General features: G+C 71.8%; 14 protein-coding genes. 11 read left to right on the top strand and 3 right to left on the bottom strand.

Annotation, left to right across the window (positions count from 1 at the left end; all coding sequences use genetic code 11):
- Positions 1 to 98: 98 nt before the first annotated feature.
- The 5 genes from rpsA (at position 99) to BG418_RS14475 (ending at position 4,394) form a co-directional block, all read left to right on the top strand.
- Positions 99 to 1,607, top strand: a complete 1,509-nt coding sequence (gene rpsA, locus BG418_RS14455) for a 30S ribosomal protein S1 (RefSeq protein WP_101387822.1) — start codon at positions 99 to 101, stop codon at positions 1,605 to 1,607.
- A gap of 312 nt (positions 1,608 to 1,919) precedes the next feature.
- The gene (locus tag BG418_RS14460) at positions 1,920 to 2,801 is read left to right on the top strand and encodes a PAC2 family protein (RefSeq protein ID WP_398998950.1); all 882 of its coding nucleotides are present in this window, start codon (positions 1,920 to 1,922) and stop codon (positions 2,799 to 2,801) included.
- 36 nt (positions 2,802 to 2,837) lie between these two features.
- A complete protein-coding gene (gene coaE / locus BG418_RS14465) occupies positions 2,838 to 3,440 on the top strand; it encodes a dephospho-CoA kinase (RefSeq protein ID WP_188274230.1) in 603 nt (200 codons plus the stop codon).
- A gap of 98 nt (positions 3,441 to 3,538) precedes the next feature.
- Positions 3,539 to 3,925, top strand: coding sequence for a DUF3592 domain-containing protein (locus BG418_RS14470; protein ID WP_188274231.1), 387 nt, complete (start codon positions 3,539 to 3,541; stop codon positions 3,923 to 3,925).
- A 94-nt stretch (positions 3,926 to 4,019) separates the two neighbouring features.
- Entirely contained in the window at positions 4,020 to 4,394 is a 375-nt protein-coding gene (locus tag BG418_RS14475) for a tetratricopeptide repeat protein (protein WP_188274232.1), read from the top strand.
- Positions 4,395 to 4,452: 58 nt separating this feature from the next.
- Here BG418_RS14475 and BG418_RS14480 read toward each other — a convergent pair whose 3' ends face one another.
- Complete coding sequence (locus BG418_RS14480) at positions 4,453 to 4,713, bottom strand: DUF6343 family protein (protein WP_188274233.1); 261 nt, start codon at positions 4,711 to 4,713, stop codon at positions 4,453 to 4,455.
- Positions 4,714 to 4,832: 119 nt separating this feature from the next.
- On the opposite strand from BG418_RS14480, the gene BG418_RS14485 reads away from it, so the two are divergent.
- Positions 4,833 to 5,750 (top strand): acyltransferase domain-containing protein, encoded by a 918-nt coding sequence (locus BG418_RS14485; RefSeq protein ID WP_317453653.1) that lies wholly within the window; start codon positions 4,833 to 4,835, stop codon positions 5,748 to 5,750.
- Positions 5,751 to 5,814: 64 nt separating this feature from the next.
- Here the strand turns inward: BG418_RS14485 and BG418_RS14490 are convergent, their stop codons facing one another.
- The gene (locus BG418_RS14490; RefSeq protein WP_223184804.1) at positions 5,815 to 6,204 is read right to left on the bottom strand and encodes a hypothetical protein; all 390 of its coding nucleotides are present in this window, start codon (positions 6,202 to 6,204) and stop codon (positions 5,815 to 5,817) included.
- Positions 6,205 to 6,472: 268 nt separating this feature from the next.
- Here BG418_RS14490 and BG418_RS14495 point away from each other — a divergent pair, with 268 nt between their 5' ends.
- From BG418_RS14495 to BG418_RS14515, 5 genes are all read left to right on the top strand, one after another.
- Entirely contained in the window at positions 6,473 to 7,738 is a 1,266-nt protein-coding gene (locus tag BG418_RS14495) for a lipase (protein WP_317453654.1), read from the top strand.
- A gap of 38 nt (positions 7,739 to 7,776) precedes the next feature.
- Positions 7,777 to 8,826, top strand: a complete 1,050-nt coding sequence (locus BG418_RS14500; protein ID WP_188274234.1) for an alpha/beta fold hydrolase — start codon at positions 7,777 to 7,779, stop codon at positions 8,824 to 8,826.
- Between the two features lie 16 nt (positions 8,827 to 8,842).
- On the top strand, positions 8,843 to 10,327 hold the full coding sequence (locus tag BG418_RS14505; RefSeq protein WP_188274235.1) for a carboxylesterase/lipase family protein: 1,485 nt from the start codon (positions 8,843 to 8,845) through the stop codon (positions 10,325 to 10,327).
- Between the two features lie 101 nt (positions 10,328 to 10,428).
- Positions 10,429 to 13,275, top strand: coding sequence for a DEAD/DEAH box helicase (locus tag BG418_RS14510; RefSeq protein ID WP_188274236.1), 2,847 nt, complete (start codon positions 10,429 to 10,431; stop codon positions 13,273 to 13,275).
- A complete protein-coding gene (locus BG418_RS14515; protein WP_188274237.1) occupies positions 13,272 to 14,516 on the top strand; it encodes an SWIM zinc finger family protein in 1,245 nt (414 codons plus the stop codon). The genes BG418_RS14510 and BG418_RS14515 overlap by 4 nt, the downstream gene beginning before the upstream one ends.
- Here BG418_RS14515 and BG418_RS14520 read toward each other — a convergent pair.
- Positions 14,414 to 15,163 (bottom strand): DUF2293 domain-containing protein, encoded by a 750-nt coding sequence (locus BG418_RS14520; RefSeq protein ID WP_317453664.1) that lies wholly within the window; start codon positions 15,161 to 15,163, stop codon positions 14,414 to 14,416. The two genes, BG418_RS14515 and BG418_RS14520, sit on opposite strands and share 103 nt — an antisense overlap.
- Between the last annotated feature and the right edge of the window lie 101 nt (positions 15,164 to 15,264).

Raw genomic sequence — 15,264 nt, forward strand, 5'->3', positions numbered from 1 at the left:
CGGGCGTTTCCTAGGCTGTCCGGCTTCTGCAGAGGCGATACGGGCTTTCGGCGTAGCAGTACCTACGACTTCATGTCCGTACCGGAGCCCTTTCCCACATGACGAGCAGCACCGAGACCACCGCCACCACCCCGCAGGTTGCGGTCAACGACATCGGTAACGAGGAAGCCTTCCTCGCCGCGATCGACGAGACGATCAAGTACTTCAACGACGGCGACATCGTCGACGGCGTCATCGTGAAGGTCGACCGGGACGAGGTCCTGCTCGACATCGGTTACAAGACCGAAGGCGTCATCCCGAGCCGCGAGCTCTCGATCAAGCACGACGTCGACCCGAACGAGGTCGTCAAGGTCGGCGACGAGATCGAGGCCCTGGTTCTCCAGAAGGAGGACAAGGAAGGCCGCCTGATCCTCTCGAAGAAGCGCGCTCAGTACGAGCGTGCCTGGGGCACCATCGAGAAGATCAAGGAAGAAGACGGCATCGTCACCGGTACCGTCATCGAGGTCGTCAAGGGTGGTCTCATCCTCGACATCGGCCTCCGTGGCTTCCTGCCGGCTTCCCTCGTCGAGATGCGCCGCGTCCGCGACCTCCAGCCCTACGTGGGCAAGGAGCTCGAGGCGAAGATCATCGAGCTGGACAAGAACCGCAACAACGTGGTCCTGTCCCGCCGTGCCTGGCTGGAGCAGACCCAGTCCGAGGTTCGCCAGACGTTCCTCACCACCCTCCAGAAGGGTCAGGTCCGCTCCGGCGTCGTTTCCTCGATCGTCAACTTCGGTGCCTTCGTGGACCTGGGTGGCGTCGACGGTCTCGTCCACGTCTCCGAGCTCTCCTGGAAGCACATCGACCACCCGTCCGAGGTTGTCGAGGTCGGCCAGGAAGTCACCGTCGAGGTCCTCGACGTCGACATGGACCGCGAGCGTGTCTCCCTGTCGCTGAAGGCGACGCAGGAGGACCCGTGGCAGCAGTTCGCCCGTACGCACCAGATCGGTCAGGTCGTCCCGGGTAAGGTCACGAAGCTCGTTCCGTTCGGTGCGTTCGTGCGCGTCGACGAGGGCATCGAGGGCCTGGTCCACATCTCCGAGCTGGCCGAGCGCCACGTGGAGATCCCGGAGCAGGTCGTCCAGGTCAACGACGAGATCTTCGTCAAGGTCATCGACATCGACCTTGAGCGTCGCCGGATCTCGCTGTCGCTGAAGCAGGCCAACGAGTCCTTCGGTGCCGACCCGGCGTCGGTCGAGTTCGACCCGACCCTGTACGGCATGGCCGCGTCCTACGACGACCAGGGCAACTACATCTACCCCGAGGGCTTCGACCCCGAGACCAACGACTGGCTCGAGGGCTACGAGACCCAGCGCGAGGCGTGGGAGGGCCAGTACGCCGAGGCGCAGCAGCGCTTCGAGCAGCACCAGGCCCAGGTCATCAAGTCCCGCGAGGCCGACGAGGCCGCCGCTGCCGAGGGTGCTGCCGCCCCGGCCGCCGGTGGCAACGCCGGTGCCGGCATCTCGGGTGGTTCGTACTCCTCGGAGTCGGACGACAACTCCGGCGCCCTGGCGTCGGACGAGGCCCTGGCTGCCCTGCGCGAGAAGCTGGCGGGCGGCCAGAGCTGACGCTCTGACCCCAGCTGGTAGATAGCCGAATGTAAGGCCCGCTCCCCAATGGGGAGCGGGCCTTACATCGTTTGTGGGGTACGGGCACTCCACAAGGCCGACGCCTGAGCATGCCAAGGTCTGGACCAGGCCCGGAATGCCGCGACGAGGAGTCCGTCCGGCCGTCATGAGAACGGCATGTGAAACGGACGCGCGCGGGAATGCCGTTGTCCCATGGGGCGTTCTTCCCTACGAACACGAGGAGGAGCGGTAATCGTGCTTGATCCGCAGAGTTTGTACGAATGGGAGCCGAAGGGCCTCGCAGTCGTCGACATGGCGCTCGCGCAGGAGTCGGCAGGCCTGGTCATGCTGTACCACTTCGACGGATACATCGACGCGGGTGAGACCGGCGAGCAGATCGTCGGGAAGCTGCTGGACACCCTGCCCCACCAGGTGGTGGCCCGCTTCGACCACGACAGACTTGTCGACTACCGCGCCCGCCGCCCGCTGCTCACGTTCAAGCGGGACCGCTGGACGGACTTCGAGACGCCCGCGATCGAGGTGCGTCTGGTGCAGGACGCCACGGGCGCGCCGTTCCTGCTGATGTCGGGCCCGGAGCCGGACGTCGAGTGGGAGCGCTTCGCGGTCGCCGTACGGCAGATCGTCGAGCGTCTCGGCGTACGCCTTTCGGTCAACTTCCACGGCATCCCCATGGGTGTTCCGCACACCCGCCCGGTCGGCATCACCCCGCACGGCAACCGCACGGATCTGATGCCGGGTCACCGCTCGCCCTTCGACGAGGCCCAAGTTCCCGGCAGCGCCGAGTCGTTGATCGAGTACCGGCTGATGGAAGCGGGCCACGACGTCCTGGGCGTCGCCACGCACGTTCCGCACTATGTGGCGCGTTCGGCCTACCCGGACGCGGCGCTGACCGCCCTGGAGGCGATCACGGCGGCGACGGGCCTGGTGCTGCCGAGCGTCGCCCACAGTCTGCGGACCGAGGCGCAGCGCACCCAGACCGAGATCGAGCGCCAGATCGGCGAGGGTGACGAGGAACTGGTCACCCTGGTACAGGGCCTTGAGCACCAGTACGACGCGATCGCGGGCGCCGAGACCCGGGGCAACCTGGTCGCCGAACCGGCGGACCTGCCGTCGGCGGACGAGCTGGGCCGGGAGTTCGAGCGGTTCCTCGCGGAGCGTGAAGGAGACCTGTGACCGACGGCATGAGCGGCATCCCCTAGGCTGCCGCTCATGCTGAAGGTGGGCCTGACCGGCGGAATCGGTGCCGGTAAGAGCGAAGTGTCACGGCTGCTCGTCTCGTACGGAGCCGTACTGATCGACGCCGACAAGATCGCGCGCGAGGTCGTCGCGCCCGGAACCCCCGGGCTTGCGGCCGTGATCGAGGCGTTCGGCGCGGGCATCCTGACGCCGGAAGGCGCTCTGGACCGCCCGGCCCTGGGGGCGATCGTCTTCGCCGACCCCGAGAAACTGGCGGTTCTGAACGGGATCGTCCACCCGCTGGTAGGCGCCCGCTCGGCGGAGCTGGAGGCGGCCGCGGGCGCCGACTCGGTGGTGATCCACGATGTCCCGCTCCTGACGGAGAACGGTCTGGCCCCCCTCTACGACCTAGTGGTCGTCGTCGACGCCGCCCCCGCCACCCAGCTCGACCGCCTGACCCGGCTGCGCGGCATGACGAAGTCCGAGGCCGAGGCCCGTATGGCGGCCCAGGCGACCCGTGAGCGGCGCCTCGCGGTGGCGGATCTGGTCATCGACAACGACGGCCCCCTGGAGGCGCTGGAACCCCAGGTCAGGAAGGTGTGGGGCAAGCTCGTGGAGCGCGCGGCCCAGCAATAGCGCCCGATAGCGCGGCGGATGGCCGCGAATGACCACTCCCGTATGGGTCGTGCCAAAACCGCACCCCGATCCGTTCCCACGAGGAATACGATCGCGATGTGCTCTTCGTATTGGCGGGTTTCACGGCCTTCGGCGGCCTGGTGGCGTTACTGGCCGGGGCCTACGGGCTGCGGGAGACCCGGCGCCTCGTGGCGGCGGGCGGGCTCGCCTGGGCGCTGGTCAAGCCCGCACCGCCCGGCTCCGGACGCCCGCTCCTGCAGTACGAGACGGTCGACGGCCGAGTCCTCGAACTGCCGTCCCCGGTCCCGCCGTCCCGCCGCGAGCCGCTCACACCCGGCGGCCGCGTCCGGCTCTCCTACGACCCCGCCGACCCGCGCGAAGTGATCCTGCTCGGCCGGGAACGCATGGGCCTGGACCGTTCGTTCATAGCGGCAGGAGCCGCCGTACTGGCCGTGGGACTGATTCTGGCGGTGGCCGCCCTGTGACGGCACGGGCGGACTCGATGGCGGGCGGTGCGCATATGGAATAACCCAACTGGGCAGTGCGTTGTCAACGCGCAGCAAGGGAAAGGACTCGACCGTGGCCGAGAGCACCCCGGAAACGCATGTCATCGACTTCCGCGCGGCGGAGCACCTGCTCGCGGCCAAGGACCCGCGCGGCGCGGTGAAGCTCCTCGACTCGGTCATCGCGGCCCACCCCGAGAACACCGCGGCCCGGCTGCTGCGCGCCCGTGCCTTCTTCGCCGCGGCCCAACTGCGCTCGGCCGAGCTGGAGTTCCAGCTCGTCCTGGAGCGCGAACCGGACAACGCGTTCGCCCACTTCGCCCTGGCCCGCACCTACGAGCGCACGACCAGGCCCGACCAGGCCCTGCGCCACTTCCGCCTGGCGGCGGCCCTGGACCCCAAGCCGGAGTACCTGGAAGCGGCCCGCTTCGACACGGCGGGTGACGCGTAGGGCGCAGGCCCGATGCCTGGGGGGGGCGGCGACCCTGGCGAGGACCGCCGGACCGGCCCTAGCGCCGCCGGGGCGGCTCGTACGGTGGGATGTCCGGGCCGGGCTGGTAATGGGGGCCCTGGTGGATGTGGTGGATGATCATGCAGAGGTCGGTCGTGATCACCGCGGCCAGGACCGCGCAGGCGGCCATCCAGCCGGGGCGGTGCTCCACAGCGAAGCCCGCCGTGCCCGCGAGGGCCCAGATCAGCCCCCATACGCTCAGCCAGAACCGCATCCGCAGTGGACTGCGCGCAGTCGTGGGTTCACTCCCAGTGCGCATGGCCATCGCCTCTTCTAGGTGGATTTTACCCACCGAGTGGCCGGATCCATCCGTCGTGCACGGTGCGGGTGCCCGGCAACCCGCCGCTTCGCGCCACGGTGCCGCATAGGGTGACGCGCATGGTGGACGTGGATGCGCTGTTGCCGGTCGGGGACGAGCTGCCCGAGACGCTGCTCGACCTGGCCGTACCGCACGAGGACATCAATGAACTGATCGCGCTGGCGCGGCGGGTGGAGAACGATCCGGAGTTGCGGGCGTTCGTGGAGCGGTCCGTACGGGAGCTGGTGCACGACATCGGTGTCGTGGCCGGCGGTCGTGAACTTCCTCCTGTCCCGGAGGGGTTGGGTGAGGCCGGGCGGCTGCTCCCCATCGTGGTGCTCCTGGCGGCGCTGCCCTTCACGCGCGCGTACCACCGCGAACGCGGCGTGCCCGCCGACGTCACCCGCCGCACCCTCGCCGACCTCGGGCGGCATATGGCCCTGCACCGGCGACGGTACGGCAATGCCGGACTGGTCAAGCCGCACTGGTTTGCGCTGCACTTCCGTGGCGAGATCTACCAGTTGGGCCGGTTGCAGTTCCAGCGTGCCCGGCTCTGGCGGCAGACGGGCGAGGCGCTGAGCGCGGCGGGGCTGCCTCTGGGGGAGGGGGACCCCTGTCTGAGCATCCATGTGCCGGACTTCCGTGGCCCGTTGACATCACAGGCGTGCGATGCCTCGCTCGCGCTGGCCAGGGAGTTCTTCGCGCGCCACTATCCGGACGAGCCCTATCGGGTCGCTGTCTGCGACTCCTGGCTGCTCGACGCGCAGCTGGAGAAGTACCTGCCGGAGGACTCCAACATCCTGTGCTTTCAGCGCCGGTTCCGGACCTCGTTCCAGGATGCGGAGGTGTACGACCGGCTCCCGGTCGGCTTCGTCTTCGGCGATCCGGACCTGCCGGTCGAGACCCTGCTTCAGCGCACGCCCGTGGAGCGCGCTGTGGCGGGCCATCTGCTCGCGGGCGGGCACTGGTACTGCGGACACGGCTGGTTCGAGCTGTGACGGCCCTGCGTGCCCCCGCGCCGACCGGCGCTCCCGAGCCCGCCCGGGCCGTCCTGGCCGCCCGTCAGTGGACGAAGGCGTAACTGCGCCAGGGCAGGGTGTTGGGCGCGATGTTGTCGGAGAGGCGGCTCGGGATGTACTTCATCTCGTCGCCGCTGCAGTCCGGCGTCCGGTAGACGCGCACATCGGACAGCGTGTTGTTGAGCACGGCCGTCGCGCCGGCCGGAGCCATGAGATGACAGCCCTTGACGGGCGGGCTGCTGATCTTGACGATACGTTCCGCCGCGGTCGAGTACGAGAAGGTGCCGACCGCCGTACGGTCGAGGCTTGAGCAGGCCGTGGCGGCGAGCGTGAGCAGCGCCGCACCGGCGGCGAGCCCCAGCCGCCTGCGCGTGGCGGCGGAACGCGCCGACGCGGACAGGGGCGACACGGGCTGGGGAACAGGCACGGACATGAGCGGTCCTCGTCTGTACGGCAGTGCTGCGGCGGTCAGTACCGCAACTCTTACCGCTGGACGGTCACCGGGCATCCGGTGCGCGGCCGGCCGGGCGACATGACCCACATGATGAGCACCCACATCCGGGCATCCGCTTGTGTGGTGCGCCCATATCCCCCAGCAGTACACCGCCTGCCTAGCGTCTACCGCGGAGTCGGATCAGCCTAGGCGAGGGGGCACGGACGTGCGAAGCAGACACAGTGCGGGGTGGCGGGCTGTGCTGGCCGTGACGGCAGCACTCGGGGCACTGGTGACCGGAGCCGGCGTCACCGCCGCGAGCGCCCCCTCCGTGAGCGCCGCAGCGCCGTCGTACCTCACCCTGGAGGGCGCCTATGGAGCCGGCACTGTCACCAACGGCTGGGAGAAGGTCGAGCGCTACCGCGACACCACCCCCGGCTTCCAGGCGACGGCCGCCGAAGGCTACCCGCCGGACGGGCGCGGAAACCAGGACGGCGTACGTGTCACCTATTTCGGTGGCGTCGCCCGCCCCACCTCGGACCGCTTCTTGCTCTACTCGGCGCCCGGCTGGAACACCGGGGCCAAGGCCACCCCCGTCCTCCTGGTGCACGGCGCCAACGACACCGCCGACCGGGCGTGGGCCAACCCCGGCGAGGCGGGCGGCTATGGCTGCGGCGCGCTGTCGTGCCCCTCGACCGGTCTGATGCAGTACCTCTCGGCCCGGGGCCACCGCGTCTTCGCCATCGGCTTCGCCCACAAGCAGGGCGACAACCTGATGCAGGCGCAGGCCGTCGGCGACGCGGTCGCGCTCATCAAGGCGAAGCTCGGCGTGTCCCAGGTGGACCTGGTCGGCTGGAGCAAGGGGGAGATGTCCACGCGCGCGTACGTCTCGTCACTCAAGCCCGCCTGGGGCCGCGCGTACGCCGGTGACGTACGGAAGCTGATCACGCTCGGCGGCCCCAACGGAGGCTTCGACTACCCGTACGCCCACGGCTGGGCCCATGACTTCTCCATCTGGCCGGAGTGCGGTGGCAAGATCAACGCGCCCTCGCCGCACTCCCGGATGACCTGTTACGGGACGTACACGGCGCATCCCGAGTTCTCCATGACGCCCTCCGGCGGCTATGACGACTACCCCGGCCAGCGGCAGATGCTGGCCCGCTGGGACGGCGTGTACGGCGTCGACCAGACGGCGCAGGACTGGTACACGACGTACTACGGAGGCCAGGGCTTCTACACGGCGGGCGACGGCATCCAGGCGGCCATCGACGCGGGCTCGCTGGTCGGCCCGCTTCAGCGGGCCGGAATCCCCGCCTCTGTCACGACCTACCTGCTGGCGGGCGGCTCGCCGGACGTCATCGGCATCTTCAACGAGAACCGCGGCCCCAGCGACGGGGTCGTCTTCGTCTCCAGCGCCCTCGACACCACGGGCATCGCCAAGGTCGGCGCCACGGCCACCGTGGCGGGCGCCAACCACCTCGAACTGGGCTGGAACAGCGCATCGGAGGCCCAGGTCGCCTCCTGGCTCTCCTGACCGCCCCGACCCCCTCCCCGAGCCCGAGGACGGCCTGTATGACCACGCTGACCGCACGCCGGGTGCCCACCGCCCGCCTCACCCAGCACATCCTGGAGGACGTTTCCAAGGACGCGGGCGAACCGGTCGTCTTTGTGCATGGAAACGTTTCGTCGTCCGTCTTCTGGCAGGACGCCATGCTCGCCCTGCCCGAGCGCTACCGGCCGATCGCGGTCGATCTGCGCGGCTTCGGCGGCACCGACCCGCTGCCGGTGGACGCGACCCGTGGACTGTGCGACTACGCCGATGACTTGGCGGCGCTCCTCGACGCGCTTCATATGGAGCGAACACACCTGGTCGGCTGGTCCATGGGGGGTGGTGTGGTGCTGCAACACATGAAGAACCGGCCCGCTGCCGTCCGTTCGCTGACCCTGGTCAACCCCGTGTCCCCGTACGGGTTCGGCGGCACCCACGGCGTGGACGGGCGGCTCAACTCGCCGGACGGGGTCGGGTCCGGCGGCGGCACCGCCCACCCCGACTTCGTCCGGCTGCTGGCCGAGGGCGACCGGGGCGAGGATTCCCCGCTCTCGCCCCGCACCGTCCTCACCTCGTACTACGTCAAGCCGCCGCTGCGGCCCGAACGCGAGGACGAGTACGTCGAGTCGATGCTCAGTACGCGCGTCGGGGACGACCACTACCCGGGCGACAGCCGCCCCTCGCGCGCGTGGCCCGGCATTGCCCCCGGCACACGCGGGGTCCTCAACTGCCTTGCTCCCACCCGCTTCCGCGTCGACGACCTGCACACGGCGGTCGCCGAGCTGCCGGTCAAGCCGCCGGTGACCTGGGTGCGCGGCGAGGACGACGTGATCGTCTCCGACACGTCGCTCTTCGACCTCGCCCACCTCGGCGCGATAGGCGCGGTGCCCGGCTGGGACGGCACCCCGGCGCAGCCGATGGTTGGCCAGACACGGCATGTTCTCGGCCTTTACGCGCGCGTGGGCGGCAGGGTACGAGAGGTGACAGTGCCCGGAGCCGGGCACGCGGTGCACGTCGAACGCCCCAAGGAGTTCGGCGAGGCCCTGCTGGAGACGCTGGCCGAAGGAGTCTGAGGCGCGGATGGAATCGATGGGCACGCGCGTGTGCACGACCCGGCAGGGGATGGTCCGAGGACGCACCGGGAGCGACGGGGTGACGTCCTTCCTCGGCATCCCGTACGCGGCACCGCCGTTCGGGCCACGGCGCTTCCTCGAACCGGCCCCGGCAGCCCCCTGGGACGGTGTACGCGACGCTTTCGGCCACGGCCCGTCCGCGCCCAGGGCGCCGTACGCACCGCCCATGCACGCCTTGATCCCCGACGCCGACAGCGGGCAGGGCGAGGACTGCCTGAACCTCAGCGTCCGCACCCCGCACCCGGGGCCGGGCGGCGGCCTTCCGGTGCTGGTCTGGCTGCACGGCGGGGCGTTCTCCAACGGCTCGGGCGCGGTGTCCGTGTACGACGGGACGTCCTTCGCGCGCGACGGCGTCGTCTTCGTGAGCCTCAACTACCGCCTCGGCACGGACGGTTTCCTGCGACTCCCGGGCAGGCCGGACAACCGAGGGCTGCTCGACCAGATCGCCGCCCTGGAGTGGGTCCGCGACAACATCGAGGGCTTCGGCGGCGACCCGGACCGCGTGACGGTGTTCGGCGAGTCGGCGGGCGCGATGAGCATCGGCACGCTCCTCGCGATGCCACGCGCGCGTGGGCTGTTCTGCCGGGCGATCCTGCAGAGCGGCGCCGCCCACCACTTCCTGCCGCCGGACACGGCCGACCTGATCACCGCACGGCTCGCGGCGAAGCTGGGCATCGAGGCCACGGGGACGGCGCTCACGGAGGCGTTCGCCCGGGTTCCCTTCGCGGACCTGCTGCCGGCCCAGGCGGGTCTGCGCGCCGAGATGGGCGCCCACCCCGACCCGGCGCTGTGGGGCGAGGCGATCCTCAACATGATGCCGTTCGAGCCGGTCCTGGACGCGCTGCCGCTGCCGTCCCCGGACCGCGGGGTGGAACTGCTCGTCGGCAGCAACCGCGAGGAGTACCGCCTCTTCCTGGTCCCCACCGAGCGCCTGCACCTCCTACCCGAGGAGAAGCTGCGGCACACGACGGCGGAGTACGGGCTCGATCCTGACAAGGCCCTGCCCGTCTACGCCGAGAGCCGTCCCGGCGCCGCCCCCGGCGAGCTCTTCGACGCGGTGGCGACCGACTGGTTCTACCGGATCCCGGCGATCCGCGCCGCCGAGTCGGTCCCCGGCTCACACATGTACGAGTTCGCCTGGCGCTCGCCGTCGTACGGGGGCCTGCTCGGCGCCTGCCACAGCGCGGAGATCGCGTTCGTCTTCGACAACCTGCGCGACCCGGCGAACGCCCCGATGCTCGGCGACAGCCCGCCGCAGGCCGTCGCGGACGCCATGCACGCGGCGTGGGTGGCCTTCGCCGCGACGGGAGATCCGGGCTGGGACGTGTACGACCCGGAGACCCGCACGACGATGGTCTTCGGTGCCTCGCCCGACACTCCCACCGAGGTCGCGCGGGACCCGCGTGCGGCGGAACGTGCCTTGTGGGAGGGGGTGCGATAGGTCGCGATGCCCGATTGTCAGACCCCGCCCGTAAGGTCGTAGGTCAGTCGCGGATCGTCCGCTGATCCACGGCTCTACGGACGAGGGGAGGTGACCGGACCATGACGCAGACCGAGCCGACGATGGCGTTCGCGCCCAAGCCGGGCGTGTCCGCCGCCGCGGTGTTCCTGCCCGCCGGGCTGCCGCGCGAGGGCAAGGTCGCCTTCTGGGACCCGGCGGGCGGGGCGCTGCCGGGCGCTTCGGCCGCCGAGCCGTACCTCGGCGCGGGTGCCGAGGTGGTCGACCTGACCGTCGTCCGGCGCCACGGCGGCGGCGCCCGCAGCCGTACCGTCGCCGCCCGGCTGCTGCCCGTCGTCGAGGCCCTGCCCCTGCTGGTCCGGGCCCGCCACCACCCCGCCGCGCACCCGGCGGCCGCCGCCTGGGGCGCCGCCGCGCTGCACGCCCTGCACCTCGTGGCGCGCGGCAGGCTGCTGCCCGGTCTGACCGGGACCGACCACGACGCCTGGCGGGCGGGCCCGCTGGACGCCGACGACATCGCGCAGCTGCGCGCGATCGCCGCCGCGATGCCGTACGAGGCGTACGGGGTGCCCGCCCCCGGCCGCGGCTCCCTGCGGCTGCCCGAGCCGGAGGCGCTGCTGCGGGCCTTCCTGGACGCGGTCGCGGACAGCCTCCCGCGCACCCCGGCCGCCGCCCACGCGGCGGGACCGGCGTTCGCGGCGGCCGAGCCCCAGCATCTGCCCACCGCGCGCGTATGGGCCGCGGAGGCCGCCGCCGGCATGGACGCGGGCGTCCGCGTCTCGCTGCGGCTCGACCTCTCCGGATACGGGCTGTTCGACAGCGACGAGGAGGAGGGCGCGCGGCGGGCCGGTTCGGCGATCGTCCAGGTCCACAGCCTCGCCGACCCCACCCTGGTCATCGACGCGGCCGGGCTGTGGGCGGGTGAGCGGGCCGACGCGTTCGGCCCCCGCGCGCGGATCGACGCGCTGCTCGCGCTGCGCCGCGCGGCCCGCGTGTGGCCACCGCTGGGCCTGCTGCTCGAACGGTCCGTACCGGACGTGCTGGCGCTCACCGAGAGCGAGCTGTACGACCTGCTGGGCGCCGCCGCGACGCGCCTGGACGCGGCAGGAGTGTCCGTGCACTGGCCGCGCGAGCTGGCCCGTGGACTGACCGCCACCGCTGTCGTGCGGCCCGCACCCGGCTCCGCGACGGACGGCACAGCGTTCTTCGACGCCGGTGAACTGCTCTCCTTCAACTGGGAGTTGGCGCTCAGCGGCGAGCCGCTGAGCCAGTCCGACATGGACACGCTCGCCGAGGCCCACCGCCCGATCGTGCGGCTGCGCGGCCAGTGGGTGGTGGCCGACCCCGAGCTCGTACGCAAGGCCCGCAAGCGGGACCTGGGGCTGCTCGACCCCGTGGACGCGCTCTCGGTCGCGCTCACCGGCACCGCCGAGGTCGACGGCGAGATGGTCGAGGCGGTTCCGGCGGGCGCGCTCGCCGTGCTGCGCGACCGCCTCACCGACGGCCCGCGGACCACTGTCCAGCCCGCCGGTCTGGACGCGACCCTGCGCGACTACCAACTGCGCGGGCTCGCCTGGCTCGACCTGATGACCTCGCTCGGCCTCGGCGGCTGCCTCGCCGACGACATGGGCCTCGGCAAGACGATCACCGTGATCGCCCTCCATCTGCGACGCGCCCGCACCGAGCCGACGCTGGTGGTCTGCCCGGCCTCGCTGCTCGGCAACTGGCAGCGGGAGATCGCCCGGTTCGCACCCGGGGTCCCGGTCCGCCGCTTCCACGGCAGCGGCCGCACTCTGACCGGCGCCGAGGGCGGCTTCGTCCTCACCACGTACGGCACCATGCGCGGCAGCGCGCCCCAACTGGCCGCGCACACCTGGGGCATGGTCGTCGCCGACGAGGCGCAGCACGTCAAGAACCCGTTCTCGGCGACCGCCAAGGCCCTGCGCACCATCGCGGCGCCCGCGCGGATCGCCCTCACCGGCACTCCGGTCGAGAACAACCTCTCCGAGCTGTGGGCCCTGCTCGACTGGACGACGCCGGGGCTGCTCGGCCCGCTCAAGTCGTTCCGCGCACGCCACGCGAGGATCGTCGAGAACGGCGAGGACGAGGCGGCCGCCGAGCGCCTGTCCCGACTCATCCGTCCCTTCCTCCTTCGGAGGAAGAAGTCCGATCCGGGCATCGTGCCCGAGCTGCCGCCCAAGACGGAGACCGACCACCCCGTCCCGCTCACCCGCGAACAGGCCTCCCTCTACGAGGCGGTCGTCCGCGAGGCGATGGCCGGCGTCGAGGCGGCGGAGGGCATCGCCCGCCGTGCCCTGATCATGAAACTGCTGACCGCCCTCAAGCAGATCTGCAACCACCCCGCTCAGTACCTGAAGGAATCCGCGCCCCGCCTGCACGCCCGCTCCGGCAAGCTCGCCCTCCTGGACGAGCTCCTCGACACGATCCTCGCGGAGGACGGCTCGGTCCTCGTCTTCACGCAGTACGTGTCGATGGCCCGGCTGCTCTCCGCGCACCTCACCGCGCGCGGTGTCCCCTCCCAACTCCTGCACGGCGGAACGCCGGTGGCCGAGCGGGACCGGCTGGTGGACGTGTTCCAGTCCGGCGAGGTGCCGGTCTTCATCCTCTCCCTGAAGGCCGCCGGCACCGGCCTCAACCTCACCAGGGCGGGCCATGTCGTCCACTACGACCGGTGGTGGAACCCGGCCGTCGAGGAACAGGCCACCGACCGCGCGTACCGCATCGGCCAGACCCAGCCGGTGCAGGTCCACCGTCTGATCGCCGAGGGCACGGTGGAGGACCGCATCGCGGATATGCTCGCCGCCAAGCGCGCCCTGGCCGACGCGGTACTCGGCTCCGGCGAGGCCGCCCTGACCGAACTCACCGACCGCGAACTGGCGGACCTCATCTCCCTGCGGAGGACCGCATGAGCCCTCTGCCGGTCAAGCGGTACGACGACCGCCGCCGCACCTTCCCCGCGCTGGGCGCCCGCACGGAGCGGACCGGTACGTGGTGGGGCGGGGCCTGGGTCGAGGCGCTGGAGGGACTGGCCCTGGACCCGGCCAGGCTGGCCCGGGGCCGGAAGTACGCGGAATCGGGCCATGTCGACGCGATCACGGTCACGCCCGGCCGGATCGCCGCGTACGTCCATGGTTCGCGCCCCCGCCCCTACCGTACGGAACTGCGTCTGCGTACCCTCCCCGACCAGGCGTGGGAGGACTTCCTGGACACGGCCGCGCAGGACCCGGCCCATATCGCGGCCCTGCTCGACAAGGACCTGCCGCACACGCTCGCCGACCAGGTCGACCTGTTGCCCGGCTCGGGCGATCTGATCCCCGACTGCTCCTGCCCGGACGACGGTTACCCCTGCAAGCACGCGGCGGCGCTCTGCTACCAGACGGCGCGGCTCCTCGACGAGGACCCGTTCGTCCTGCTGCTGATGCGCGGCCGGGGCGAGCAGGAGACGCTCGCCGCGCTCACCCGCCGCAACACCGCCCGGATGGTGGTGGAGCGGGACACCCCGGCGCCCGAACTCCCCACCGTCGCCGCCCGCGAGGCGGTCCGGCCCCGCACCCGGCCCGAGCTTCCGCCGCCGTTCCCGCCCCCGGCGCGCGCGGGCCACCCGCCCGCCTTTCCCGCGCTGCCGGGCGCCCCCGATCCGCTCGCGCTCGACCTACTGGCCACCGAGGCGGCGGCCCGCGCCCACGCCCTGCTGACCACCGGCGAGGACCCGATCGCCCCCCTGACGACCTGGCAGGACGCGGTCCGCCTGGCCGCGGCGCACCCCGGTTCGGGCGTCACCTCCACGACCCGGGCGCTGTACGCCGCGCTGTCCCGGGCCACCGACCGCACCCCCACCGACCTGGCCCGCGCGGTGGCGGCCTGGCGCCAGGGCGGCCAGGCGGCCCTCGCGGTGCTCGAAGAGCCCTGGGACCCCCCGGCCGGCCCCTTCGACCGCGCACGCCCGGCCCTGGCGGCCGCGGGCCACCCCGGCTTCCGCCCCTGGCGCAACCACCTCTCCACCCCCACCACTCAACTCCGCTACGGCCGCGACGGCCTCTGGTACCCCTACGAGTCCGACCCGGATCGCGAGGACTGGTGGCCCCGGGGGAGGGCGGGGCGGGATCCGGTGGAGGCGATATCCCTGCGCCCGTCGGCCGACGAGGTGTAACCCAGCCCCGCCGCCCACGCCGCGAGTACCGCCTTGATCTCGGCCGCCACCCGCGCCCGGGCCCGGTTGCGGGGGACGCGGGACATGAGGAGTTCGTCGTACGGCGTGTCCAGGTGGCGTACGGACGCGCGGACCGCGGCTGTGACCGCGTCCTCGTCCAGGGCGCGGCCCGCCGCGCTGCGGCCCACGCGGCCGCTGCCGCGCACCGAGGCGTGGGTCGCGATGTCGCGGGCCCGATCGGGCGGGCAGCCGGGGAACAGGCGCAGGATCTCGGCCTCCAAACCGGCGGTGAAGCGCACGTCCTCGGCGGCCCGCCGGAGCGCGTCGCGTGCGCGGCGGCGTGCGCGGGCCTCCGCGTCGGCCAGGCAGCGCTGTTCGGCGGCGGCGAGCGCGGCCTCCTCGACGAGGACGCCCTGACGTTCGTAACGGCGCCGACGGCGGTTGAAGCGGATCACGACGGCGGCGAGCGTGCTCTCCTCGCGGGCGCGGCGCGTCAGGGCCGTGTCGCCGCGCGGCAGGAAGACGAGATGGCCGAGGTCCGCGCAGTCCAGACATCGTGGCGCGCCCGAATCCAGGACGAGCCGGGGGAGCGGGCCCTGCTCGCATTCGGCGCAGCGGTGACGTCCTCGGGGTTCTATGACGAGAATGGGCGGCCCCCTCTCGGTGGGAGTCCGGAACCGGGAACCCGAGGCGCCGGCACGCGAGATGCGGCGAACGAGGTCTCCCTCCCCTTCTCGATCCCTCAATA

Origin of the sequence: Streptomyces sp. CBMA152, assembly GCF_014596475.1 — a bacterium.
Classification (GTDB): domain Bacteria; phylum Actinomycetota; class Actinomycetes; order Streptomycetales; family Streptomycetaceae; genus Streptomyces.